Source organism: Anaerofilum hominis, from assembly GCF_014287275.1.
In the GTDB taxonomy this organism is placed as follows: Bacteria; Bacillota; Clostridia; order Oscillospirales; family Ruminococcaceae; genus Pygmaiobacter; species Pygmaiobacter hominis.
Genome location: NZ_JACONZ010000001.1, coordinates 427,614 through 451,656 on the forward strand (window position 1 = coordinate 427,614; position 24,043 = coordinate 451,656).

A 24,043-nucleotide genomic window follows, 5' to 3' on the forward strand; every position below is an offset into this window, starting at 1 on the left:
CCTCCGCACGCCGGAGGCGGGCGGGGACAGCAGCCGGCCGCGCCCCGCAAAAGAGGGAAAAGGGCGGCAGAGCCCGGCCTTGCCGGTCTCCCTCGCCCTTTTCCCTCTATCTTATGCCCGGCCTTATGCCCGGCGCAGCGGGCAGAGACTACTTTTGTTCAAAGGCCAAATTGTCAAAGCCAGTGACCTCGCACAGGCCCGCGCCGTTATCCAGATATTCCACCCTTATGCTGTCCCCCTCGCGGGTGATGGCCAGCTCTTCCGACAGGGAGGCCGCAGCGGTAAAAAGCTTGTCCGGCCTGTTTTCCAGCACAAAGCGGTAGACGGTGCCGGAGGCGCTGTACTCCGCCGCGATGCGCTGCACTGTGCCGCTTACCGTTTTTGCCGTGGTCTCGGTGATGGTGGTGTCGCTGGACACGTTCTGCCGCAGCGCTTTTTCGTAGTTCACCTTCGCCTCAGGCACGCTTTCGCCCACGCCGACCACCAGATAGTCTTTCACCGACACATAGGCGTACTGCTTCAGCAGGCCCTCGTCGTCTTTCAGTGTCATAAAATAGCTGGGCGTGCCGTTGACGTTGACGATGATGGGCCAGCTGGCGTAATAGCCGAACTGCTGCACCTTGCCCTCTGCCGATTTTTGAGCGCTCTGCTCGGTCGCGCCGCTGATGCGGTAGATGGTGGGCTCTTTGGTGACCATATCCACCATCACAAAGCCGATCGCCGACTCGTCCGCGCCCACCGATGTGACGCCGGTGAAGAGATAGCAGTCCCCATTGTTGTAGACGATGATGTCGCCGGGGGAGGTCTTATATTTGTCCTTGTCGGCAAAATTCAAAAAGCCGTTGATGTATTCGCCCTTGTTGTCGATCTGCCGGATAATAAAATCCTCGGGCTGCACCCGGTCCACCCATTCGGGCAGATCGTCGAGGTCGTATTTCCGCCGCTCTCCCGTCTCGGCGTTGATGATCAGCGCGCCGGTCGCCTCCGGCAGGCGGAAGCCCCAGGTATTGCGGTAGGTGGAGATCACCCAGTAGGGGTTGCCCTCGTCGTCCAGCTCAAAGCTGTAATCGGTCAGGCCGGTAAACGGCGCGCCGAAAAAGCGCGCGTAAAAGCTGAGGTCGTCGAACAGATAGGCCCCGGGCTGGATCTTGATGCGGTGGCTGTCGACATAGCGCACATCCTGGGGGTTGGTGGCCGACACGATCACGTAGCCCTGAGAGCCGGACAGATTGGTCACCCATTTGAAAAAGCCGGAATGGTAGGTGGGGGCGACCCACACCAGCTCGCCGTCCACCATTTGTACGGTGGGCTCGCCCAGCACCACCTGGCTGCCCAGGCTGGGGTTTTCGCCCAGTTTTTTGTCGGCCAGCTTTTTTGCCATCTCCAGATCCACCACCGGCAGCTGCGTGGTGTCCACCAGCTGCACGTCGGCGTTGAACTCCCCCTCGCGGAAGTCCGGCATCTGGCCGCGGTAGGCGTTGACATTGAAGATGACGGTGGAGCCGAGGCTGACCACCAGATAAGCGCCCCAGCAAATACCGGCCACGATGAGCGCCCATTTGGGGATGGCCGAGCCGTTGCGCTCATAGTTGACGCTCACCGCCCCGGACTGGCGGCTGACGATAAAGCCGCCCATGCGCTGCAGGCAGTAAAGGGCCAGATAGGCTGTGACGACCACACAGTAGAAAAAGGCGGACTCCGGGTAGATGGGGTTGAGATTGATATGATTGAGCAGGATATTCCCCAAAAAGAACAGGGTGACGACCAGATACGCGATGCGGAAGAATTTTTTCATGCCTTTTCTTTTCCTCATTCCTCGATGCGCCGCCCCGCAGGACGGCTGGATTGAAAGGCCGAGACCCTGTCCCGGCCCTGGAACCTACTATACTAAAATCCCCCGCCGCTGACAAGAAAAAGGGACATTAATTTTGTATTAAGATTTGCCGGGCGCACCCTGTGGGGCCGCCGGGCCGGTGGACTCCCGCACCAGCAGCGAGGGGCGCAGCGCCAGACGGGAGACCGGCACGCCCTGGGTCAGATGCTGCAGCACCCGGAAAGCGCTTTTGCCCAGCTGCAGGCTGTTCTGCGAGATGGTGGTCAGGGCGGGCGAAGCGTATTCCGCCAGCGGGATGCCGTCGTATCCCACCACGCTGACCTGCCCGGGCACATCCACCTGCGCCGCGGCCAGCTTTTTCAGCGCTGCCAGCGCGATGCGGTCACTGCAGCACACCAGCGCGGTGGCCCCGCCCTCCACCAGGCGCAGCACCAGCGAGGGGTCGTAATCGCGATAAAAGCTGGCAAAGGAGACCCGTCCCTCCGCCTCGATCCCGTGCCGGCGAGCAGCGGCCTCAAAGGCGGCCAGCCGCTCTGCGGTGACGCAGCTTTCCTCCTCCCCGCCCAAAAAGCCAACCCGCCGGTGACCCAGCGAAGCCAGATGCGCCAGCGCCTCTTCCATACCCGCGGCGTTGTCGCTGCCCACATGGGCGGTGAGGGCAGAGTCATAGTCGTTGTCCAGCAGCACGGCCGGACGGCCCGCCGCCTCAAATTCGCTGATAAAAGAAGAGTGGGGGCGAAACCCGATAAAAAAGCTGCCCAAAAAGCGCGGCTCGGTCAGAAGCTCTTCATAGCGTGCCCGGAAATCCTCCCCCGGGCCAAGGGGCACGATGCGCACCCCGAAGCGGGCCTTGCTCGCCTCGGACTGAAAGCCCAGCAGGATCTCGTGCCCAAACTGGTCCACGTTTTCATAGTCCACGCCCTCGACAAAAACAGCCACGTCGCCGCCCGATGCGGCGCGGCGTTTTTTCATGTGATACCCCATGGCGGAAGCGCAGTGCAGCACCCGCTCCCGCGTCTCCTGGTTGATGTCCGTGGCGTCTGAGAGCGCCTTGCTGACAGTGCTCTTGGCCAGCCCCAGGCGGGCGGCGACATCTTCAATGGTCACTTTTTTACCCTGCATCTCTCAGCCCTCCCCGGCCGTTATCCCCCATCGGGGACGCCTTGCTCCCCCGACGGAAAAAGGGGCCACGGCTGTGGCCCCTGCTTATGCATCAGGCATTGTGCGGCAGCGTATAGAACAGGATGCAGAAGATCGTCTCCGCCACCAGCACCACCGGCACGGTGATGCGAAAGCGCGCGTCGCGGGTCTTGTGGCGGAAGATCAGCATGCCCGCCAGCATGCCGGCTGAGCCTCCCGCGATGGTGAGAAGCATCAGCAGCCGCTCCGGGATGCGGCGGGTGTGGTTCACCGCCGCCCGCTTGTCGCTCCAGCAGAGCAGCAGGGTAACAAGATTGATGACGATCAAAAACGAGATCGTGAAGATATCCATAGTGGTTCCCCTTTTTTCATCCAGATTTTCATTTCAAACAAGCAAAGTATAGCAGAAAAGCGCCGGTTTTCCAACCAGTTTTGAGGAATTGGCCGCCGCGCCCGGGCCGCGCGCCCGCTTTTTTCCCCGCTGTCAAAAAAAGTTTTCAAAGGCCTTGACTTTTGCCCAGGCGATATAGTATCATATAATACGCAGCTCGGAAGGGCACGGCATGCGCCCGTAGCTCAGGTGGATAGAGCAACTGCCTTCTAAGCAGTGGGCCAGGGGTTCGAGTCCCTTCGGGCGCACCAAATATGGTGGGTGTAGTTCAGTTGGTTAGAGCACCAGATTGTGGATCTGGGTGTCGTGGGTTCGAGTCCCATCTCCCACCCCATTTAAAAAAAGAAAGCGAATTCAAACCTTTGAGTTCGCTTTTTTCTTTACATGATCTCCCAATATTCTGGGCTGTCGCCAAGCGGTAAGGCACAGGACTTTGACTCCTGCATCCGCTGGTTCGAATCCAGCCAGCCCAACCAGAAAAAAGCACTTGCATCGCAAGTGCTTTTTTCAACTAAGTGCCCCTTTCATCACGACAAATGCATCTTTGGTGCGGGAAATATGCCTTTGGCGGGTGAAGTGCCTGTGGGCATAAAGAAAGATATCTTTTTTACAGCCGATCGACAGTTTACACCCGCTTTGGCGCAAAATCCCCGCCGGACGGCGAGGCTTTATGCCGGACGGGGTGTGTTTTCGTTTTCAGGCCGCACCTGCCCCGAGAGCTGCGGCCCCCGTTTTTGACCTATCCCGGCAAAACGCAAGCGCTCCTTTTGGCAAAAGTTCCGCCCGGCGGCGATGCTTTTGCCAAAAGGAGCGCTTCTTTCTCTTTCATGAGATACCTGCTCTGCCCCGCTTCCACAAAAGGATGGGCAGCCGAGAGGGACGAAGGCCGTGCCTGCCCGGCAGCAGCAGAGGTCCGGGGCCGTTTGATCCGGCGCCGGGCCCGCCGGGCGCCGCGCCTTAGGGCTGGGCTTCTCCCGCCGCGGGGCCTTTGCCCGCCCGCTCTGTCATCAGCACCATCAGCAGCACAAAGGCGAGCAGGTAAAGCGGATACAGGCTCAGGCCCGCCCAGCCAGCAAGCCAGCCGAAAACCGGCGGCATGAACGTGGAGCCCACATAAGCGCAGGCCATCTGCATCCCCATGACAGACTGGGAGTTCTCCGCCCCGAAATTGACCGGGGTGGCGTGCAGCAGGCTGGGATAGATCGGCGCGCAGCCCATGCCCAAAGCCATCAGGGCGCACAGCGTGACCGGGCCGCCCAGCGGCAAAAGCAGCAGCAGGGCCCCCAGCCCCGCAACGCCCTGCCCCAGGCGCACCATATTGTGGTCGCCCAGGCGGTCGGACACAAAGCCGCAGAAAAAGCGCCCCAGCGTGATGCCCAGATAAAAGAGAGACGCATATTTTGCCGCCAGGCCCGCCTCCACGCCCCGATACAGCACCAGATAGCTGCTGGCCCAAAGGCCGGCGGTTGCCTCCAGCGCGCAGTAACAGAAAAAAGCGGTCAGCAGCGGTTTTGCCCGCGGCAGGCGCACCGTTTCACGCAGGCTGAGGGCCCGGCGGCCGGCAAGGCCCCCGTCCCGTCCGCTGTCCCGCCCTTTCCAGAGAGGGAGCGAAAGCAGCAGACAGGCCGCCAGTACCACCTGGATCACGCCGATGGAACGGTACCCCGCATGCCAGGTGGCGCCGCCGGTGAGGCAAAGGCCCATGATGTAGGGCCCCGCCGTGGCGCCGATGCCCCAGAAACAGTGCAGCCAGCTCATATGGCGCGAGCGGTAGTGAAGCGCCACAAAATTGTTCAGCGCCGCGTCCACGCTGCCCGCCCCCAGCCCGTAGGGAACGGCCCACAGGCAGAGCTGCCAGAACGCGTGCGAAATGGAAAACCCGAACAGGGCCAGGGCGGTCATCCCCACGCTGACCAGCGTCACGGCCGCCGTGCCGAAGCGGCGGATGAGCCGGTCGCTGAACAGGCTGGAGACGATGGTGCCGCCCGCAATGGTCATGCTGATGATGCCTGCGCTGGACACCGGCACCGCGAACTCCCCGTACATCAGGGGCCACGCGGAACCGAGAAGCGCGTCCGGCAGCCCAAGGCTGATGAACGCAAGATAGATGACGGCCAATAAGAGTGAAGCCACGTTATTCCTCCCGGAGCGGCGGGCGGTAAACCGCTGCGCCGCAAAATCAAGACATTCGGTATCCATTAAAACAAATTCCGCCCGGCCACGTCAAGAGCGCCCCGCCCACCTGCGCGCTGTTCCGCGCGGTCTTTTTAGCGGCGGGACAGGTGCTCATTTGACCTGCCCTGCTTTTCATGTTATCATGATACTATCACTGAAAAAGAAATCCAAGCAATATCCTCTCATTTTTTATCACGATGCTACCGATATGATCGATTCCAAAAAAGGCGGCGGGCAATGCAGGTATACGACATCCAAACCGACGCGCAGAGGCGGGAAAAAATGGTGCACGGCAGCCCGGATTTTCCCTGCGCAGCTTACGACGAGCGGTTCAGCGCCTTTATCGGGCATGAGGTGCCCTGGCACTGGCACGAGGAGCTGGAGGCCGTGATCGTCTGCGAGGGCCGGACCCTTGCAGAGTGCTGCAGCCAGCGGTTTCCGCTGGGGCCCGGCGATGGCATCCTCATCAATTCCAACGTTCTTCACCGGCTCACCTGGCACAGCCGTGAGGACTGCCGTATCATCAATCTGGTCTTTCACCCCCTGCTGCTGGGCGGCACCGAGCAGAGCCTGGTCTATCGCCGTTACCTTTTGCCCCTGCTGGCGGACGAGGGCTTTGCCGCACTGCCCCTGTCGCCCGCCGTCTCCTGGCAGACCGAAGCGCTGGAACTGCTGCGCCGCGCTTTTGAGCTTCGCTCGCAGCCGGAGGACGGCCAGCCTCTGCTGGTACAGGCTTACCTGCTGGCTTTCTGGCAGCGCGTCACGGCAAACCTGCCCGCGGAGGTCCCGCCCCGCCCCGGCGGTCAGCCCCCGCAGGATCGGATCAAAAAAATGCTCGCCTATATCGCCGGGCACTATCGGGAAAAACTGGAGGTCTCTCAGCTCGCCGCAGCAGCCAACATCAGCCAAAGCGAATGCTATCGCTGCTTCCAGCGCTGCCTTGGCGTCTCCCCCATCCGCTATCTGCTTCAATACCGCCTGCAAAAGGCGGCCGGGCTGCTGCGCCAGACCAGCTTGCCGGTCACCACGGTCTGCAGCGAAGCGGGCTTTTCCCATCCAAGCTACTTTGCCCGGCAGTTTCAACTGCTTTACGGCTGTTCCCCCTCTGCGTTTCGCCGTCAGGAGCCATAAAACGCTTCGGCGCTTTGCACAACTATTTTACCCTGTTCGCTGCGCAGGCTGCACAAAGTTTTCTGTCCGACTGTCAGCCGTCTTTGCGCCGCCCGGGCACAAAATGGTAAAATTGAGGTGGGCAGGCAGCGCCGGAGGTACTTTACCCGCGGCGGAGATTTTTTATTGCTGCGCAAACAATTTATTTTGATTCGCCGCGGCCTGGGGACAGGCCACATGGCTATAAAAAAATAGCCTCCGGCTATTTTTTATCGCTCCGCAATAAAAAATAATTTATTTCGATTCGCCGTGGCCTGGGGACAGGCCACATGGCTATAAAAAAATAGCCTCCGGCTATTTTTTTACTGCAGCCGCCGTCTTTTCGTCAAAAGAGCAAGCAGGGCCGCGTCCAAAAACGCGCCGCCCTGTCTGCGCGTTTTATTGCCGCCCGCCGGGCGGCCGTTGCCCCCACAGGGGGCGGAACAGGAGGCTTTGAGATGTATCAGCAAGGGGACCTGATCGTTTACGGCAACACAGGGGTCTGCCGGGTGGAGGCGGTGGGGCATCCACAGGGGATCTCCGGCATCCCGGAAGATAAACTCTATTACACGCTGGCCCCTCTTTATTCCGCCGGCGTGATCTACGCCCCGCTGGACACCCCGGTCCTGATGCGTCCGGTCCTCACCCGAGAGGCCGCGGAAAAGCTGATCTCTCAGATCCCCTCTATCCGCGAGGACGAGTGCTGCATACGGGACCCCAAATTTTTGTCCGAACACTACCGCGGCTTTTTTGAAAGCTGCAGCTGTGAGGACCTGCTGCAGCTGATCAAGACGCTCTATTCCAAAAACCGGGACTCGCTCAGCAACGGGCGCAAGCCCGGGCAGATGGACCAGCGCTTCATGAAGCGCGCCGAGGAGCTGCTGCACGGCGAGCTGGCCGTGGCGCTGGGCATCCCGGCGGAGGAAGTAGCCGACTACATCTCCCGGCAAGTAGAGGCCTGCGGCGCTTCTTCCCCCCTCTCGTGACTGCTGGCACCCTTAAGCAGACGCCCTGTGCGGCGTCTGCTTTTTTGTTGGAAAAACAACATACAGTTTCCCGGATCTGTGATACGCTGAAGCTGTCGCAGAAGCCCTTGCCGCTCAGGGCCCAGCAAATGAGAAAGGATGGACCGGGATATGAAACGCAGGATCATCAAAATAGACGAGGAAAAATGTACCGGCTGCGGCCTGTGCGCCGCCGCCTGCCATGAAGGCGCGATCGGTATGGAGGGCGGCAAGGCCCGCCTGCTGCGGGAAGAGCACTGCGACGGGCTGGGCGATTGTCTGCCGGCCTGCCCGGCGGGGGCCATCTCGTTTGAGGAAAGGGAAGCGCCCGCCTACGATCACAAGGGGGCGGCCGCAGCCAAAACGGCGCGCACATCCGCTCCCCCGCCCTGCGGCTGCCCCGGCAGCCGCAGCGAGACCCTGCGCCGTGAGCCCGTCTCTTCGTCCGTGCGGGCGGACGCCGGCAGCGAGCTGACACAGTGGCCGGTACAGATCCGGCTTGCGCCGACGGCAGCGCCCTTTTTCAGCGGCGCGGACCTGCTCGTCGCCGCCGACTGCACCGCTTACGCCTATGGGGCTTTTCATCAGCACCTGATCCGCGGCCGGGTGGTCCTGATCGGATGCCCCAAACTGGACGCTGCCGACTATGCGGAAAAATTGGCCGAGATCTTTGCCCGCAATGACGTGCGAAGCGTCACGGTGGCGCGCATGGAGGTGCCCTGCTGCGGCGGGCTGGAAAACGCCGTCCGGCGCGCCGTCGAGGCGAGCGGCAAAGCCCTGCCCTGCCGTGTGGTCGTGATCTCCACCGACGGCCGCATCGTGTCTGGCTAAGGAGGGGACGCGTCATGAATACAGAGAAAAACGCTCGCTTCGCCCTGGAGGATCAGCTGACCGGCGTGCTGATCGCCCTGGCCCGGGCGGCGGAAAACGAAACGCCGCCCGCTTCCGCCCACCGCGCGATGCTCAGCGGCCTTGCCTATGAATTCGCCGCGGGGGACGCCGGCAGCCTGGAAAAGGCCGTCGCTGCAGTCCGGGCGGAAAAAAGCCGGCTGGCGCCCATGTGCGCCGCCTGCACCGCCGCCTGCGGCCGCACCGCGGAATATGGTCTCCGCGATCTGCTGGCAGAGCCGGACGCGCGCATCCGCGCCCTCAAGCTCTCTCTTCTCTTCAGTCTGCAGGGGCTGGCGCGCTGCGTGCGCGCCGCGCGTTCGGACGGCCTGCCGCAGCAGGCGACCCTCGCCTTTTTTTATCGCGGCCTTTTTGCGCTGGGCTATCCGTTCTCCCCTCAGCAGCTGCAGGCGCTGATCGAAGAGGGCGGACAGCTGGCGCTGCAGCAGCTGGAGTGAGGTTTTCCGCCTCTGTGCGCTCCATCCCCGCCCCGGCCGTCCGCGCCTTTTTCTTTTATTATGCAATAGCCGGAGACTATTTTGGGACCATCCGCCCCGTTGCCGTGCGAACGTCGAGGGCGGGGCCGATCAAAATAACCGCATGGCTATTTTTTAATAGCCATGCGGCCTGTCCTCAGGCCGCGGCGGATAGAAATAAGTCGTTTTTATTGCAAAGCAATAAAAAATTTTCTCCGCGCGTCCCGCCCGAAGCCCTCTTTTTGGCGGGACGCGCTTTATTTGCCCCGGTTCTGGAAATAGTGTATAGTAAAAGCGTGAAACGCCTTTGGCCGGGCGGTGCGGCCGCGCCGCCGCTCTTTTCGCCGGTCCGGGCAAAGGCCTGGCCAAAACAGAAACGGTCCGCAGCGCAGGGGCGCTGCGCTGCCAGCCCGGTCCGGGCAGCCGGCCGCCGTTTCGGCGGGAGAGGGGGACCTTTTTTATGACTTCGTCAGAGCTGGAGCTTCTCGCCCGCTGCCGCCTGTTCTGCGGCATCCCCGGAGAGGAGCTTCCCGCCCTGCTTTGCGGGTTAAACGCGAGGCGGACCGCGCACTGCGGGGACGAGCTGCTGCTGGCGGCGGAACAGGGCGGCAGGATCGGTGTCCTGCTACAGGGGCGGGCGCAGATCGTGCGGGAAGAATTTTCTGGCGCGCGCACCCTGCTCGCCTGCCTTTCCCCCGGCGAGCTTTTCGGCGAGGCGTTTGCCTGCGCCTCCCCCAATGCGGCGCTTCCGCACGTCAGCGCCCGGGCCGCCGGCCCCTGCGCCGTGCTGTGGCTCGATTTTGGGCGCGCGCTCTCCGCCTGTGTGCCTGCAGAGGAGTCCCGCGCCCTTGTCTCCAACATGCTGGCCGTACTCGCGGACAAAAACCTGCTGCTCAACCGCAGGCTGGAACATCTCTCCAAACGCACTACCCGGGAAAAGCTGCTCTCCTATCTGGCTGAACAGGCCCGCCTGTGCGGCAGCCTCAGCTTTTCCATCCCGCTTGACCGCCAGGAGCTGGCGGACTATCTCTGCGTCGAGCGCAGCGCCATGTCGGCCGCGCTGGGGCGGCTGCGGGACGAGGGGCTCATCTCTTTCCGGCGCAGCCGGTTCCTGCTTGCCCGGGACTTCCAGGAGCGTTTGTAACGGGCCTGCCCTGGTTTAAACGCCGAAAACACGCGGCCGCGCGGCCGGAGAGGAACACACAATGGAGTTTACGCTGTACAAGTTGGAGATCTTCGTCCCGGAAAGCCATTTTGAGGCGGTGCGGCAGGCCCTCAGCGACGCCGATGCCGGACATATCGGCCGCTATGACCAGTGCCTGTCGGTCAGCCGGGCAACGGGCTTCTGGCGGCCGTTGGAGGGCGCGCACCCCTATCAGGGCCGCGCCGGCGAGCTGTGCTGCGCCGAAGAGCTGAAAGTCGAGGTCTGCTGCCGCGCAGAGCGGCTGGAGGAGACCCTGCTGCTTGTCAAAAAAGCGCACCCTTACGAGGAGCCGGTGATCAACGTGCTGCCCCTGTGCAGTACCAGCCTGCAGATTTTGCACACGTCCTGAGGAAAAAATTCGACTTTTGTCTTTTCCCATGGTAAAATAAGGGAAATGATTTCCGGGACAGGCTCTCAGCAGCCGGAAGCAGGGATGTAAAAAACCGAAAACAGGCCTTTGAGGAGGTTCTCAATGAAAAAAATGATCCTGGTCACCTCGCCGCCCGGCTGCGGCAAGACCCGCCTTTCAAAACGGCTCGCGGCCGCCCTGCACCATGTGGTCTATCTGGATAAGGACACGCTGATCCCGCTCTCCAAGCGTATCTTTGCGGTCGCGGGGCAGCCCTATGACCGCAGTTCGGATTTTTTTGAAGAGAATATCCGCGATTATGAATACGACGTCATCCTGGTGTTGGGCTTTGAGGCGCTCAGTTACGACGACACCGTCCTCATCAACGCGCCTTTCAGCCGCGAAGTGCGGGACGCGGCCTATATGCAGGCTCTCAAAGAGAAACTCGCCGCGCAGGGGGCAAAGCTGGTGGTCGTCTGGATCGTCACCGACCCTGAGGTCTGTCATCAGCGGATGATCCAGCGCAATTCCGACCGGGACACCTGGAAGCTGACCCATTGGGACGAATATATCGCCGGGGTGGATTTCAGCATCCCGGACACGCTGGGAGATCCCGAGACCAGCGAAAATCTCCTGCTCTACCACAACTCTACCGACGAGATGGCGGACGCCTCTCTGGCAAGGATCCTGCCCCTGCTGGAGGACTGAGCCGCATCGCCCCCTTTCGCGCCCGGCTGCGGGAAAGGGGCGGCATATTTCTTCTTTTCTGTGCAGGCCAAACAAAGGCGGCGGACCTTGAAAAAGGTCCGCCGCCTTTGTTTTCCGCGCGGTTTCAGATGAGGCTGCCGGCGGCCTTTCACCGGGAAAGGCTCTGCCCGCGTTCTGTCTGCAGCTTCCCCTCCGCCCCCTCCGGCGCACCGGCAGAAGTTTCCTGGATAGACGGGGCGCAGCCGCAAAGCGGCGCTAGAGGGAGATCCAGTACCGCTGGATGACGCCGCTTTTGCTCAGCCCCACCGGGTCGGGGACCTCGTTTTCCAATACCCCGCCGTTTTTGACGATCGTCTTTTGAGAAGCCGTGTTCCACTTGTCGCAGGTCAACAAGACCCTGGTTTCCCCAAACGCGCGGCAGATGGGCAGCATCAGCCCCAGCATCTCCGACGCATATTTTTTCCGCCTTTCCGACGGGCGGACGCTGTACCCGATATTGCCCCCAAAGTTTTCAAGGAACTCTGACAGCGGGTGCCGAAAATCGATCATGCCGACAACGGCCCCATCGCTTCGCCTCACTGCCAAAAACACTTCCGAGGGCACATATCCGCCCTTGTACTTTTTCTTCAGTCTCTCTTCAAAATCGATCCACTCGTCAAACGACTGCACCTCTTCCAGGCCTGCGCAGCCATCAAAGGATTCTTTGCACCGCGTCATTTCCTCCTTATAGGACATGACCTGCCCCGCATAAAGCGCCGACGGTCTGACCAGCGCCAGTTCACACACTGCATTCCCCCCCTTGCCCTCAGGCGCGCGCGGCCGAGCTGCCGTTCACGCACGGCTTTTTGCGGACGGGAGAGCCATTTTCCGGCTTTGCCGTTTTGCAGACAAAACGGCGCCCCCTGCCTTTTGGGAGGAAGCGCCCCGGGCGCAAAGGCCTTTTGCCCATTTCCCTGCCGCTTTTTCTGCCGCCGTCCCGGCCCGGGAAAGATCATTCCGCGGCCCGCAGCAGTTCCTCCGGCGGCACGCCGTACAGCTTTGCCAGCACGCACAGGTTCGAGGTGCTGGGGTCGGAATCGCCGTTCTCCCATTTGGACACCGCCTGTCTGCTGACCCCCACTGCCTCGGCCACAAACTCCTGTGTCATTTTACAGCGCATGCGATGCTCCCGCAGCGCTTCCCCCAGCGATCTTTTTACCGCGGCCTTTTCCCTGCGCGTCTCCCCCGAGTGCAGATACTTTAAAAGTGCCCGCACAACGAGGGTGAGCAGGACGGCAAAGAGCGCGAGAAAAAGGATGCTGAAGATGGACATGAGGATGGTCACCTGCATGTTATCCACTCCTTTCCTGGTGCTGACTTTACTTTATCACATCCGGCCGGTTGCGCCCACCAACTATCGCGTAAAAACGGGTTGCATTCCGGTTGCACAGCCCTGCAGAAAGCCCAAAAACAGGCCCCGCCGCGCGGGGAAGTGCCGCGCGGGAGATCACCCCAGCAGGTCCTCCAGCAGGCCGCGGATCTTCTGTCTGCGTTTTTCGGTCTCGGCGGCATCGGGCAGAAAAACGCCGTCCACCAGGCGCCCCCAGTCGCCCTCCGCCGCGCCGGCGGGCAGCCGCTCTGTGGGCAGCGCGCTGCGGCGGCCATCCTCGCACAGCAGCACCGCCGTGCCCTCCTCTATGCGGTCAATGTTCCAGAGCATTCATCAGTCCCCGCTTTCCCGCGCTGTCCGCACGCTGACCTCGCCGTTTTTTGCCACCGAAAAGACCACGCTGCCCTGCTGATCGGTGCGGCAGATCTCAGCGCCGGTCTGCTCAAACCGGCGCAGCACCTCGGCATGGGGGTGTCCGTAACTGTTGTCCTGGCCGCAGGAGATCACGATATACTGCGGCCGCACCGCCGCCAGCAGTTTTTTGCCGTTGCTGGTGGTGCTGCCGTGATGGCCGGCCTGAAAAATGTCTGCCCGCAGGTTTGGTTCCACCGCCAGCAGCTCTTTTTCCACCGGGCCCTCGCCGTCCCCGGTAAACAGGCAGGACAGCCCGTCTGCGGAAAATTTTACGCAGACGGAAAGATCGTTGGCGTTGTCGGTCTCCACCCCTGCCAGCAGCACTTTCAGCGTCCCCGCGCCCACCTTTATCTCCTGCCCGCGCGCCGCGGCGGTCACGGTACAGCCGTTTTCCTGCTGGTCTTTCAGCGCCTCCAGCGTGCGCGCCAGCACGTCGCTGGTGGACAGGTTTTTCATCAGGCCAAGATCCGGCAGGATAAATTCGTCCACCGGAAAGTTCTGCAGCACCTCGGGCATGCCGCCGATGTGGTCCGCGTGGGGATGGGTCATCACCACGCAGCGCAGCCGCTGCACCCCGGCCGTTTTCAGGTATTCCACCAGCCGGTCCCCGCCGCCCAGGTCTCCCGCGTCGATCAGGGCGTATTCGTCCCCCTGCCGGATCAGCGTGGCGTCCGCCTGGCCCACGTCGATGAAATGGAGCTCGGTGTCCCCGTCGGTCACCGCCGCCGGGGCGTCCGCCACGCCGAACCAGGCCTCCACCTCGCTCCAGCGCGGGGTGGGCCAGCCGTAGTGCTCGCCCGCTGTCACGACACAGCAAAAAGCGAACAGCAGCGCCGCCAGCGCCAGGCCGGCGTACCGGCTCACCCTCTCCTGCTTTTTTGTGCGCCTGCCGCGCCGTCTCGCCATTGCTTTTTCTCTCTCCCTCTCCCACTGTTATATTTCGCCGCCGGCTTCCGCCCGCCGGGACGGGGGCCCCGCGCCGGCGCCCCGGCTTTGCGGGCAGCGTCCCCCTCCGCCCGCGCCCCGGGGCCATGGGGCAGCAGCTTCGCCATCAGGTCGCGTCTCCCGGTCAGCTCCAGCGCCTGGCGCACCTTTGCCCGGTTGCGCGGCTCATAATACTGCAGCAGCGCCCGCTGCAGCGCCTTTTCCTGCGCCGATCTCGCCACATAGACGGGCTTCATGGTGGCGGGGTCCAGCCCGGTGTAAAATATACAGGTGGACACCGTGCCCGGCGTGGGGTAAAAATCCTGCACCTGCTCGGGCCGCATGTGGTGGTCGCACAGATACTCCGCCAGAAGCACCGCGTCGTTCAGCGTACAGCCCGGGTGGCTGCTCATCAAATAGGGCACCAGATACTGCTTTTTGCCCGCCTCTTTCGTCAGCTCGTAAAACCGTTTGACAAAGCGGTCAAAGACCTCGATGCGCGGCTTGCCCATGGCGGCCAGGGTCGCGGGGGCACAGTGCTCCGGCGCGACTTTCAGCTGGCCGGAGATATGGTGCCGTACCAGTTCTTTGAAAAAGGTCTCGTCTTTGTCCAGCATCAGGTAATCATAGCGGATGCCGCTGCGGATAAAGACCTTTTTTACGCCTGGCAGCGCCCGCAGCCGCCGCAGGATCGAGACGTACTCGGTGTGGTCCACCAGCAGCCTGGGGCAGGGCGTGGGCGCCAGACACTTGCGGTCGGCGCAGGTGCCGCGGGTCATCTGTTCCCGGCAGCTGGGCAAGCGGAAATCCGCCGTGGGGCCGCCCACGTCATGGATATACCCCTTAAAATTGGGGCTGCGGGTGATGCGCTCCCCCTCTGCCAAAATGGACTCTGCGCTGCGGCTGGTGACCTGCCGCCCCTGATGCAGCGTAATGGCGCAAAAATTGCAGCCGCCGAAGCAGCCGCGGTTCTGGGCGATGGAAAACTCCACCTCCGCAAGGCCCGGCACGCCCCCCAGCGCATCATAGCTGGGGTGCCAGGTACGGGTGAACGGCAGCGCGTAGACCCTGTCCAGTTCCGGCCGGTAAAGGGGCCTGCTGGGCGGGTTCTGCACCAGATATTTTTCCCGCTGCTTCTGCACCACCGGTTTGCCGGTCAGCGGGTCCTGGTTGTCCATCTGGATGCGGCACGCCCTGGCGTAGGCGGTCTTGTCCGCCGCCACCCTGGCAAAGCCGGCACACTCCGCATAGCCCGCCGGCAGCCCCAGGCTGTCGGTGAGATAACAGGTACCCGGGATGTCGGTGAGGGCGTCGGGCCGCTCGCCAGCCGCCAGCCGCCGCGCGATCTCGGTGGTCTGGTGCTCGCCCATGCCGAACGTGAGCAGGTCCGCGCCGGAATCTTCCAGGATCGAGGGCATCACCGTGTCGGACCAGTAATCGTAATGGGCAAACCGGCGCAAGGACGCTTCCAGCCCCCCCAGCACCACCGGCACAGCGGGATACGCCCGCTTTGCCAGCCGGGCGTACACGGTGGCGGCCCGATCCGGCCGCCTGCCCGCCCTGCCGCCCGGGGTGTATTCATCCTCCGCGCGCCGCACCTTTGCCACCGAGTAGTGGGCCACCATGCTGTCCACGTTGCCTGCCCCGATGAGAAAGGCATAACGGGGCGGCCCAAACTCCCGGAAGCTCTCCGGGGTGGTGAAATCCGGCTGGGACAAAAAGCCCACCCGGTAGCCCTGGCTCTCCAGCAGACGGGAGATGATGGCCGGGCCAAAACTGGGGTGATCTACGTATGCGTCGCCGGATACCACCACAAAATCGCAGTACTGCCAGCCCCGCGCCCGCATCTCATCGCCCGTGATGGGCAGAAAATCGTTCATAGTCCTCCTCCTGTGACGTGCCTTTTTTCCGCGTCTGCGGCGTCCCGGGGCCGCCGCGGGCGCTCCGGCCCCGGCGCGGTCCCGGCGGTCGCCCGCCCCGGTCCCCCCGCGCCCCGCAACGGCGCAGGACTCCCGGCCCTGCCGGCCGGGAGCCCTGTTTTTTTGCCCCGGCCTACCCGCTGATCTCCTCGGACGAGCCGTTTGTGAACATCTCGATGAACTGCTGGCGGCTGATGAGCACCTCCCGCGGCTTGGAGCCCTCATAGGGGCCGATGACGTGCAGCTCCTCCATGGTATCCATAATGCGCGCCGCGCGGGCATAGCCCAGTTTCAGCCTGCGCTGCAGCAGCGAGGTGGAGGCCATATTCGCCTCGATGACCGTCTCGATGGCGGCCTGCAGCATGGGGTCGTGGGCGTCGCTGTCCTCCCCATCCCCGGCCGCCGTCCCCTTGCCGGAGGCTGCGGAGGCATATTTTTCCATATCCGAGATCATGTTCTCGTCGTACTGGGCGGCATTGTCCTGCTTGACGTAATCGATCACCGCCGTGATCTCGCCGTCCTTGACATAGGTGCCCTGGATGCGCACCGGCTTGTTCGCGCCCACCGGCATAAACAGCATGTCGCCCATGCCCAGCAGCTTTTCAGCGCCTGCGCCGTCCAGGATGGTGCGGCTATCGATCTGGCTGGAGACCGCAAAAGCGATGCGGCTGGGAATGTTGGCCTTGATCAGGCCGGTGATCACGTCCACGCTGGGGCGCTGGGTGGCGACGATCAGATGCATGCCCGCCGCGCGCGCTTTCTGGGCGATGCGGCAGATATAGTCCTCCACCTCTTTGCCCGCGACCATCATCAGGTCGGCCAGCTCGTCGATGACGATGGCGATATAGGGCAGATGCTCCAGCTCGCCGCTCTCCGCCGCCAGTTTGTTATAGCTTTTGATATCGCGCACATTGTTCTGGGCGAAGAGCTGGTAGCGGCGCTCCATCTCCGCCACCGCGCTGCCCAGCGCGCCGCTGGCCTTGCGCGGTTCGGTGACCACCGGCATCAGCAGGTGGGGGATACCGTTATAGTCGGACAGCTCCACCACTTTGGGGTCGATGAGGATCATCTTCACGTCCTCCGGGCTGCAGCGGTAGACGATGCTGATGATGATGGCGTTGATGCAGACCGATTTGCCGCTGCCGGTAGAGCCGGCGATCAGCAGATGGGGCATTTTGGTGAGGTCCGCCACCTGCACGCTGCCCGCAATATCCTTGCCCAGCGGGATGACGATGGGGCTTTTGCTGTTTTTAAACTCCGCCGAGCTGAGGATGCTGTGCATGTCCACCGCGCTGGCGTGCTTGTTGGGCACCTCGATGCCCACTGCCGCCTTGCCGGGGATGGGGGCCTCGATGCGCACCCCCGCCGCCGCCAGATTCAGGGCGATATCGTCGGCCAGGCCGGTGATGCGGCTGATCTTGACCCCCGCCGCGGGCTGCAGTTCATAGCGGGTGACCGAGGGGCCGCGGCTGATATCCATCAGCTTGGTCTGTACGCCGAAGCTGGCCAGCGTGTTTACCAGCAGGTCCGCGTTGCGCTTGAGTTCCGTCTCATCGGCGCCGCCCCGCGCCGGGCCGCTTCTCTCAAACAGCTCCAGCGGCGGATAGCGATAGGCGTTCTGCCCCGGCGCGCCGGGGGACAGCAGCACCTGCCCGCTGGGGTCGATCGCGGGTCTTGCGGGCTCGGCCGCCCTGGGGGCGACCGCTTTTTTGATGAGCTGCTCCACGTCGGGCGCGGCATGCTCAAACAGGCCGTCCGGCCCTTTCTCCGGCCCGGGGGCAGCGGGCCCGCTTTCCAGGTCAAAGGGCGCGCCGCCGGCCTCTTTTCCGCTCCCCTGGCCCGCCGCAGCGGGGCCGGGGTCAAAGGGCGCGCTCATGTCGATGCCCGGCGGCGGCGGGGCGGAGCCGTAATCCCTGGGGCCCGGCTTTTCGCCGTCCAGTGGGATGTCGATGCCGTCGCCGCCGAAGAGGGACGCGCCCGGCACGGCCGCCCCGCCGCCCAGCGGGATATCGATCTCTGCGCTGCGGGCCGCCGTGCGCGCGGCCTCCTCGGCTTCCAGCTCCGCCGCCGCCTCCGCCAATTCCCGGCGGCGGCGCTCCTCCCGCGCGGCGCGGGCTGCGGCCGCATTGCGCTCGTACTCGTCAAAGCGCCCCCTTGCGCCCGAAGCCTTTTCCCGGAAAAAGCGGTAGATGTCCACGGGTGTGGTGCTGGTGAGCAGCATGAAGAACATCACCACCACCACCACGATGATCACGTTTGCCGCCGGGCGGCCGCAGAGGGCCAGCAGCGGCCAGCCGATCAGCGCGGACAGCAGCCCGCCGCCCCGCAGCTCCTGCCCGGCCGCGCCCAGTGAGAGAAAGGTCTCCCACAGCTTGCCGCCGGAGAGGTCAAGGCGGGAAAAGATCAGCGCCAGTGCCGAGGCGAAGCAGAGCAGAAGCGCCCCCTGCCAGAGTTTGGCCTTGGCGGGCCGCCCCGCCGCGATGAGGACCGCCAGGTACAGCACCACCGGGGCCACCGCATATGTAATGACGCCGAACAGACCGAACAGCCAGCCGGACAGCGCGTTCCAGGCCGGCGCCCCTTTGATAAAAGTGAGCGCCAGCAGCACCGCCCCGACGCCGAAAAGCAGGATGCTCCAGGATTTGTTCACCTCGGGCTGCTGTTTTTTTGAGGGCCTTCCCCGTTTTTTGGTCGCCGTCCTGCCGTTTTGACTCTTCGCTGCCATTCGCTGATTACTCCTGTAGTTTTACTTCTGTTTTTTGTTTCGTCCCTTTTGAGCGGCCTTTCCGGTCCGCGGGCCGCCGGCCGTGACGCCGCTGTGCCCGCGCCCAACGCTTAAAAAAGCCGCGAGACCAGCTCTACGATGTTGCTGCCCCACACATGCTCCAGAATACCCGCTGCAAGGGTGACCAGGCCCAGTGCGGCGGTGTAATAGGAAAAGATGATGAATTTATCGCTGGCCACCAGGTATTGGATGAGCCGGATGCAGAGATAACCCACCACCGCGGCGGTGATGATGCCCACCAGCACCGGCGCCCATTCGATCTCCAGCCCCGCGGCAAAGGCGTCCCTGGCCTCCAGCACGCTGGCGCCCAAAATGGCCGGGATGCCCAGGATAAAGCTGAATTTGACGCAGTACTCTTTGGAAAAGCCCAGCAGCAGCCCGCTGGAAATGGTGGAGCCGGAGCGGGAGATGCCCGGCATGATGGCCGTGCCCTGAAACACGCCGACGATCAAGGCGTCCCGCACTTTCATCTCACGGGCGGTCTTGCGGCCCTTGACACATTTTGAGGCGAGAAAAAGCAGCGCCGCCGTCCAGAGAAAACAGAACCCCTCCACCACGATGTCGTCGTCCTCGGTGATGGCGGTGACCCAGTCCTTTACCAGCAAAAAGGCCAGCAGCGGCACACAGGCCATCACAAACATAAAGATCATGCGACGGTTTTCGTCTTTGGTTTTAAAGCTGAATTTTCCCCGGAAAACATCCCCCACCATGGAGAAAAAGGTCTTGATCAGCGCCCAGATATCCTTGCGATAGGCCACAAAGACCGCCACCAGGGTGCCCAGATGCAGCATCAGGTTGAAAAAGAGCGCGCCCTCGCCCGAGTTGCCGGTAAGGTGCTGGTAAAGGGTGAGATGGCCGTCGCTGGAAATGGGCAAAAATTCGGTCGCCCCCTGGATGATGCCTTGAAAAAGTCCGTCCCAAATCGACATATACGCGCCTCCGGCTGATATTTTTTCTCCCTCTCGCAGGATGAAAACGGCCCCTCCCGCCATTTCTTTGCCCGGGTGGGCCCAGATATCTTATTTTACCACCAAAACCAGCCCTTGTAAAACAAAAAGCGTCGACGCCCCCACGGGCAGGGGACGAAAAAAAGCGCGGCCTCCGGCTGGTTGCCGGTAAAACCGCGCTTTTTTTGATCTATGGCCTCTGCCGCTGCCGGCAAAAGGGATCATTTTCCTTTTCCCTTGCCCGTGGTCCGCCGGCCCGCACTGCCGCCCGCCTGCTTTTTCTGTCCCGGCGCCCCGGCGCTGCCTGCGGCGCGGCCCTCGATCTCGGCGTACAGCCAGCGCAGGGCGTTTTCCAGCGACCCCAGCTCGTCGATCAGTCCCTCGCGCACGGCCATCTCGCCGTCCAGCACCGAGCCCACGTCCATCACCATCTCGCCCGTCTTCATCATCAGCTCGGTAAAGCGGGCCTCGGGGATGCGCGAATGGCCGGTGACAAAGCCGGTGATCCGCTGCTGCATGCGCTCAAAGTAGCTCATGGTCTGGGGCACCCCCAGCATCATCCCCGAGTGGCGCACCGGGTGCACGGTCATGGTCGCCGTGGGCACGATAAAGCTGCGCCGCGCAGAAACGGCCAGCGGGATGCCGATGGAATGCCCGCCCCCCAGCACCAGCGAGGCGGTGGGTTTAGCCACCCCCGCGATCAGCTCCGCCAGGGCCAGGCCCGCTTCCACGTCGCCTCCCACCGTGTTCAGGATGATCAGCAGCCCCTCGATCTCCGGGTCCTCCTGTACCGCCACCAGCTGCGGGATAACGTGCTCGTATTTTGTGGTTTTCTGGGTAGGGGGAGACACCACATGCCCCTCGATCTGCCCGATCACGGTGAGGCAGTGGATGGCGTGCCGCCCCCGCGTTTTGAGCACCGACCCAGTCTCCAGGATATAGTCCTTTTCCAGCTGGGCGCGGTCGATCTCGGCCCCGTCCGGGGCCTCGCCCCCGCCCTTTTTCTTCTCTTCTTCCTGTCCAGCGCTTTGAAGATTTTCCTGCAACATGCCGCACCGCCTTTCTACCCCTTTAGTTTCAACGGTTTTGGGGGAATTATTCCCCCCTCCGCAACCTGTTAAAACATTGACAAGCGCAGTGAAAATAGATAGTATTAAGTGGTATAAATCTATCCGGCTGCGCGCGCGGCCCAAGCCGCCGGCGTTTTTGGCCCCGGCCGCGCGCCGCCGGCACAAGCGAGGGGAACACAATGGGAAAAAGCATCGCGCAAAAGATCATCGCCGCCCATCTGGTGGACGGCGAGATGGCCCCGGGCAGGGAGGTCGGCCTGCGGATCGACCAGACCCTGACCCAGGACGCCACCGGCACCATGGCTTATCTGGAATTTGAGGCCATGGGCATCCCCCGGGTCAAGACCGAGCTCTCGGTGGCCTACATCGACCACAACACGCTGCAGAACGGCTTTGAAAATGCGGATGATCACAATTTCATCCGCTCCATCGCAAAGCGCATCGGGGTGCGCTATTCCCGCCCCGGCAACGGCATCTGCCATCAGGTCCATCTGGAGCGTTTCGCCGTCCCCGGCAAAACGCTGATCGGCAGCGACAGCCACACCCCCACGGCGGGCGGCATCGGCTGCCTTGCCATCGGGGCCGGCGGCCTTGACGTGGCGGTGGCCATGGGCGGCGGTGCCTATTACATCCCCTGCCCCGAGATCATCCGGGTCAACCTGACCGGCCGGCTGCGGCCTTATGTGAGCGCCAAAGACGTCATCCTGGAACTGCTGCGCATCCTGTCGGTCAAGGGCGGCGTGGGCAAGGTGGTCGAATACGGCGGCGAGGGCGTCAAGACCCTCTCGGTGCCCGAGCGCGCCACCATCACCAACATGGGCGCCGAGCTGGGCGCCACCAGCAGCATCTTCCCCTCTGACGAGGCCACCCGCACCTTTTTGGCGGCGCAGGGCCGCGAGGCGGACTGGGTGCCGCTGGACGCGGACCCGGACGCCGAGTACAGCCGTGTCATCGAGATCGACCTGTCCGCCCTGGAGCCGCTGGCCGCCTGCCCGCACAGCCCCGACAACGTCAAGCCGGTGCGCTCACTTGGCCTGATGAAGGTGGACCAGGTCTGCATCGGCAGCTGCACCAACTCCAGCCTGGCGGACCTTTTGACCGTGGCCGCGATGCTCCGCGGCAGGACCATCGCCCCGGATGTGGAGCTGTCCATCAGCCCGGGCTCCAAGCAGGTGCTGACCATGCTGGCGGAAAACGGCGCGCTGGCCGACCTCATCGACGCGGGCGCCCGCATCCTGGAATCCGCCTGCGGCCCCTGTATCGGCATGGGCTTCTCCCCCAACAGCAAGGGGGTGTCGCTGCGCACCTTTAACCGCAATTTCGAGGGCCGCAGCGGCACGCAGGACGCCAGCGTCTATCTGGTCAGCCCGGAGACCGCGGCCGCCAGCGCGCTGTCGGGCTATTTCACCGACCCCACCACCCTGCCCCCCATCGAAAAACCGGCGCTGCCGCAGCGCTATCTGCTGCACGACAACATGATCTCGATGCCCGCCCCGGAGGCGGAATACGAGCAGGTGGAGATCCTGCGCGGCCCCAATATCCAGCCTTTGCCCAAGGCCATGGTGCCGGAGGACCGCATGGCGCTGCCGGTGCTGCTGAAAGTGGGCGACAACATCTCCACCGACCACATCATGCCCGCCGGCGCCAAGGTGCTGCCTTTCCGCAGCAATATCCCCAAGATCGCCAACTTCTGTTTTGAAAAATGCGACCCGACCTTTCACGACCGGGCGCTGGCCGCAGACGGGGGCGTCATCGTGGGCGGCTCCAACTACGGCCAGGGTTCCAGCCGGGAGCACGCGGCCCTGGTGCCGCTGTATCTGGGCATCCGCGCCGTCATCGCGGTCAGCTTTGCCCGCATCCACAAGGCCAATCTGGTCAACGCCGGCATCCTGCCGCTGGAGTTCGCCGACGCCGCCGACTATGACCGGCTCCAGCAGGGGGACGAGATCGAACTGGACGGCGTGCTGGCCGGCATCCGCGAGGGCCGCATGACCCTGAAAAACCTGACCCGGGACGAATGCTATCCGCTGATCTGCGCGCTCTCTGAGCGCCAGTGCGGCATGATCGCCGCCGGCGGCCTGCTGGGCTACACCAAAATGAAAAGCGAGGGATAAAAATGGAGATCAACACCGCTGTCGAACATTTTAAAAAGGTATTGGAGAGCCAGGAGCGGCGCGCGGCTGAGATGCGCGCCCAGGGCGATTTCGTGGACTATGCCCGCCTGCCCAAGATCGTCATCGGCATCTGCGGCGGCGACGGCATCGGCCCTGTGATCACGCAGGAAGCCGAGCGGGTGCTGCGCTTTCTGCTGGCGGACGAAGTCGCGGCCGGCAAGGTGGAGTTCAAAGAGATCGGCGGCTTGACCATTGAAAACCGTGCCGCCTGCGGCAAGGCCATCCCCGACGACGTCATGGCCGAGCTGAAAGCCTGCCACGTCATCCTGAAAGGCCCCACCACCACCCCGCGCGCCGGCGACGGCTGGCCCAACATCGAAAGCGCCAACGTGGCCATGCGCAAAGCGCTGGACCTGTTCGCCAATGTGCGGCCGGTGAAGATCCCCGAGGAGGGCATCGACTGGACCTTTTTCCGCGAGAACACCGAGGGCGGCTATGCCCTGGGCAGCCAGGGGCTGGAGCTGGACGACGGCGTCGCTTTCGACTTCACCGTCACCACCACCGAGGGCACCCAGCGCATTGCGGAGCTCGCCTATGATTACGCCAAAAAGAACGGCAAAAACCGGGTCTCCATCATCACCAAGGCCAACGTCATCAAGACCACCGACGGCAAGTTTTTAAAGCTCTGCCAGGAGGTGGGCAAGCGCTACCCCGACATTGTCACCGACGACTGGTACATTGATATCCTGACGGCAAAGCTCATCGACAAGCAGCGCCGCGGGGATTTTCAGGTGCTGGTCCTGCCCAACCTGTACGGGGACATCGTCACCGACGAGGCCGCAGAGATGCAGGGCGGCGTCGGCACGGCCGGCAGCGCCAACATCGGCAAAAAGTACGCCATGTTTGAAGCCATCCACGGCTCTGCGCCGCGCATGGTGGCCGAGGGCCGCGCCAAATACGCCGACCCCTGCAGCATGCTGCGGGCCACGGTGCTGCTGCTGTCCCATATCGGCCGCCAAAAGCAGGCGGACGCGCTGGAAAAAGCGCTGGACACCTGCATGTTCACCGAAAAGCGCCTGACGATCACCGGCCGCGACACCGGCTGCACCTGCGAGGAATTCGGCGATTATGTGATGGCGACCGTGAAAGCGGCGGAATGATCCCGCCCTTTCCGTAAAATTTA

Annotated in this window: 21 protein-coding genes and 3 tRNA genes; 12 read left to right on the plus strand and 12 right to left on the minus strand. The window is 63.0% G+C overall.

Going from position 1 to position 24,043, the window contains the following annotated elements; translation table 11 throughout:
- Positions 1 to 148: 148 nt before the first annotated feature.
- The 3 genes from H8S23_RS01895 to H8S23_RS01905 all read right to left on the minus strand — a co-directional run bounded on the left by H8S23_RS01895 (position 149) and on the right by H8S23_RS01905 (position 3,326).
- Entirely contained in the window at positions 149 to 1,795 is a 1,647-nt protein-coding gene (locus H8S23_RS01895; protein WP_243165802.1) for a hypothetical protein, read from the minus strand.
- A gap of 138 nt (positions 1,796 to 1,933) precedes the next feature.
- Complete coding sequence (locus tag H8S23_RS01900; RefSeq protein ID WP_186886617.1) at positions 1,934 to 2,956, minus strand: LacI family DNA-binding transcriptional regulator; 1,023 nt, start codon at positions 2,954 to 2,956, stop codon at positions 1,934 to 1,936.
- Positions 2,957 to 3,047: 91 nt separating this feature from the next.
- Positions 3,048 to 3,326: a DUF1294 domain-containing protein gene (locus H8S23_RS01905; protein ID WP_186886618.1), complete on the minus strand. Its 279-nt coding sequence runs from the start codon at positions 3,324 to 3,326 to the stop codon at positions 3,048 to 3,050.
- A 213-nt stretch (positions 3,327 to 3,539) separates the two neighbouring features.
- On the opposite strand from H8S23_RS01905, the gene H8S23_RS01910 reads away from it, so the two are divergent.
- From H8S23_RS01910 to H8S23_RS01920, 3 genes are all read left to right on the plus strand, one after another.
- Positions 3,540 to 3,616: transfer RNA gene (locus H8S23_RS01910), tRNA-Arg, on the plus strand.
- A 6-nt stretch (positions 3,617 to 3,622) separates the two neighbouring features.
- Positions 3,623 to 3,699, plus strand: a tRNA-His gene (locus H8S23_RS01915).
- A gap of 67 nt (positions 3,700 to 3,766) precedes the next feature.
- Positions 3,767 to 3,841, plus strand: a tRNA-Gln gene (locus tag H8S23_RS01920).
- A gap of 481 nt (positions 3,842 to 4,322) precedes the next feature.
- Here the strand turns inward: H8S23_RS01920 and H8S23_RS01925 are convergent.
- Positions 4,323 to 5,498 (minus strand): MFS transporter, encoded by a 1,176-nt coding sequence (locus tag H8S23_RS01925; protein ID WP_186886619.1) that lies wholly within the window; start codon positions 5,496 to 5,498, stop codon positions 4,323 to 4,325.
- Positions 5,499 to 5,777: 279 nt separating this feature from the next.
- On the opposite strand from H8S23_RS01925, the gene H8S23_RS01930 reads away from it, so the two are divergent.
- The 7 genes from H8S23_RS01930 (at position 5,778) to H8S23_RS01960 (ending at position 11,318) form a co-directional block, all read left to right on the plus strand.
- The gene (locus H8S23_RS01930) at positions 5,778 to 6,671 is read left to right on the plus strand and encodes an AraC family transcriptional regulator (RefSeq protein WP_186886620.1); all 894 of its coding nucleotides are present in this window, start codon (positions 5,778 to 5,780) and stop codon (positions 6,669 to 6,671) included.
- Between the two features lie 476 nt (positions 6,672 to 7,147).
- The gene (locus H8S23_RS01935) at positions 7,148 to 7,675 is read left to right on the plus strand and encodes a CarD family transcriptional regulator (protein ID WP_186886621.1); all 528 of its coding nucleotides are present in this window, start codon (positions 7,148 to 7,150) and stop codon (positions 7,673 to 7,675) included.
- 150 nt (positions 7,676 to 7,825) lie between these two features.
- Positions 7,826 to 8,524 carry an ATP-binding protein gene (locus tag H8S23_RS01940; RefSeq protein ID WP_186886622.1) on the plus strand — a complete coding sequence of 233 codons (699 nt, stop codon included), beginning with the start codon at positions 7,826 to 7,828 and terminating at the stop codon, positions 8,522 to 8,524.
- Between the two features lie 14 nt (positions 8,525 to 8,538).
- A complete protein-coding gene (locus H8S23_RS01945; RefSeq protein WP_186886623.1) occupies positions 8,539 to 9,039 on the plus strand; it encodes a hypothetical protein in 501 nt (166 codons plus the stop codon).
- Positions 9,040 to 9,517: 478 nt separating this feature from the next.
- Positions 9,518 to 10,201 carry a Crp/Fnr family transcriptional regulator gene (locus H8S23_RS01950; protein WP_186886624.1) on the plus strand — a complete coding sequence of 228 codons (684 nt, stop codon included), beginning with the start codon at positions 9,518 to 9,520 and terminating at the stop codon, positions 10,199 to 10,201.
- A 61-nt stretch (positions 10,202 to 10,262) separates the two neighbouring features.
- Positions 10,263 to 10,610 (plus strand): YqfO family protein, encoded by a 348-nt coding sequence (locus H8S23_RS01955; protein ID WP_186886625.1) that lies wholly within the window; start codon positions 10,263 to 10,265, stop codon positions 10,608 to 10,610.
- 123 nt (positions 10,611 to 10,733) lie between these two features.
- Entirely contained in the window at positions 10,734 to 11,318 is a 585-nt protein-coding gene (locus H8S23_RS01960) for a P-loop nucleotide/nucleoside kinase family protein (RefSeq protein ID WP_186886626.1), read from the plus strand.
- Between the two features lie 255 nt (positions 11,319 to 11,573).
- Here the strand turns inward: H8S23_RS01960 and H8S23_RS01965 are convergent, their stop codons facing one another.
- The 8 genes from H8S23_RS01965 to H8S23_RS02000 all read right to left on the minus strand — a co-directional run bounded on the left by H8S23_RS01965 (position 11,574) and on the right by H8S23_RS02000 (position 20,725).
- On the minus strand, positions 11,574 to 12,104 hold the full coding sequence (locus H8S23_RS01965) for a GNAT family N-acetyltransferase (RefSeq protein WP_186886627.1): 531 nt from the start codon (positions 12,102 to 12,104) through the stop codon (positions 11,574 to 11,576).
- A gap of 205 nt (positions 12,105 to 12,309) precedes the next feature.
- On the minus strand, positions 12,310 to 12,648 hold the full coding sequence (locus tag H8S23_RS01970; protein ID WP_186886628.1) for a helix-turn-helix transcriptional regulator: 339 nt from the start codon (positions 12,646 to 12,648) through the stop codon (positions 12,310 to 12,312).
- 156 nt (positions 12,649 to 12,804) lie between these two features.
- Positions 12,805 to 13,017 (minus strand): DUF3006 domain-containing protein, encoded by a 213-nt coding sequence (locus tag H8S23_RS01975; protein WP_186886629.1) that lies wholly within the window; start codon positions 13,015 to 13,017, stop codon positions 12,805 to 12,807.
- Between the two features lie 3 nt (positions 13,018 to 13,020).
- The gene (locus H8S23_RS01980; RefSeq protein WP_186886630.1) at positions 13,021 to 14,007 is read right to left on the minus strand and encodes a ComEC/Rec2 family competence protein; all 987 of its coding nucleotides are present in this window, start codon (positions 14,005 to 14,007) and stop codon (positions 13,021 to 13,023) included.
- The gene (locus H8S23_RS01985) at positions 13,962 to 15,905 is read right to left on the minus strand and encodes a YgiQ family radical SAM protein (RefSeq protein ID WP_186886631.1); all 1,944 of its coding nucleotides are present in this window, start codon (positions 15,903 to 15,905) and stop codon (positions 13,962 to 13,964) included. Before H8S23_RS01985 ends, H8S23_RS01980 begins: the two co-directional genes overlap by 46 nt.
- A gap of 172 nt (positions 15,906 to 16,077) precedes the next feature.
- Entirely contained in the window at positions 16,078 to 18,669 is a 2,592-nt protein-coding gene (locus H8S23_RS01990) for an FtsK/SpoIIIE family DNA translocase (protein ID WP_186886632.1), read from the minus strand.
- Positions 18,670 to 18,779: 110 nt separating this feature from the next.
- On the minus strand, positions 18,780 to 19,658 hold the full coding sequence (locus tag H8S23_RS01995; protein WP_186886633.1) for an undecaprenyl-diphosphate phosphatase: 879 nt from the start codon (positions 19,656 to 19,658) through the stop codon (positions 18,780 to 18,782).
- 239 nt (positions 19,659 to 19,897) lie between these two features.
- Complete coding sequence (locus H8S23_RS02000) at positions 19,898 to 20,725, minus strand: ClpP family protease (RefSeq protein WP_186886634.1); 828 nt, start codon at positions 20,723 to 20,725, stop codon at positions 19,898 to 19,900.
- Between the two features lie 200 nt (positions 20,726 to 20,925).
- On the opposite strand from H8S23_RS02000, the gene H8S23_RS02005 reads away from it, so the two are divergent.
- Complete coding sequence (locus tag H8S23_RS02005; protein ID WP_186886635.1) at positions 20,926 to 22,860, plus strand: aconitate hydratase; 1,935 nt, start codon at positions 20,926 to 20,928, stop codon at positions 22,858 to 22,860.
- 2 nt (positions 22,861 to 22,862) lie between these two features.
- A complete protein-coding gene (locus H8S23_RS02010; RefSeq protein ID WP_186886636.1) occupies positions 22,863 to 24,020 on the plus strand; it encodes an isocitrate/isopropylmalate family dehydrogenase in 1,158 nt (385 codons plus the stop codon).
- Positions 24,021 to 24,043 lie beyond the last annotated feature (23 nt).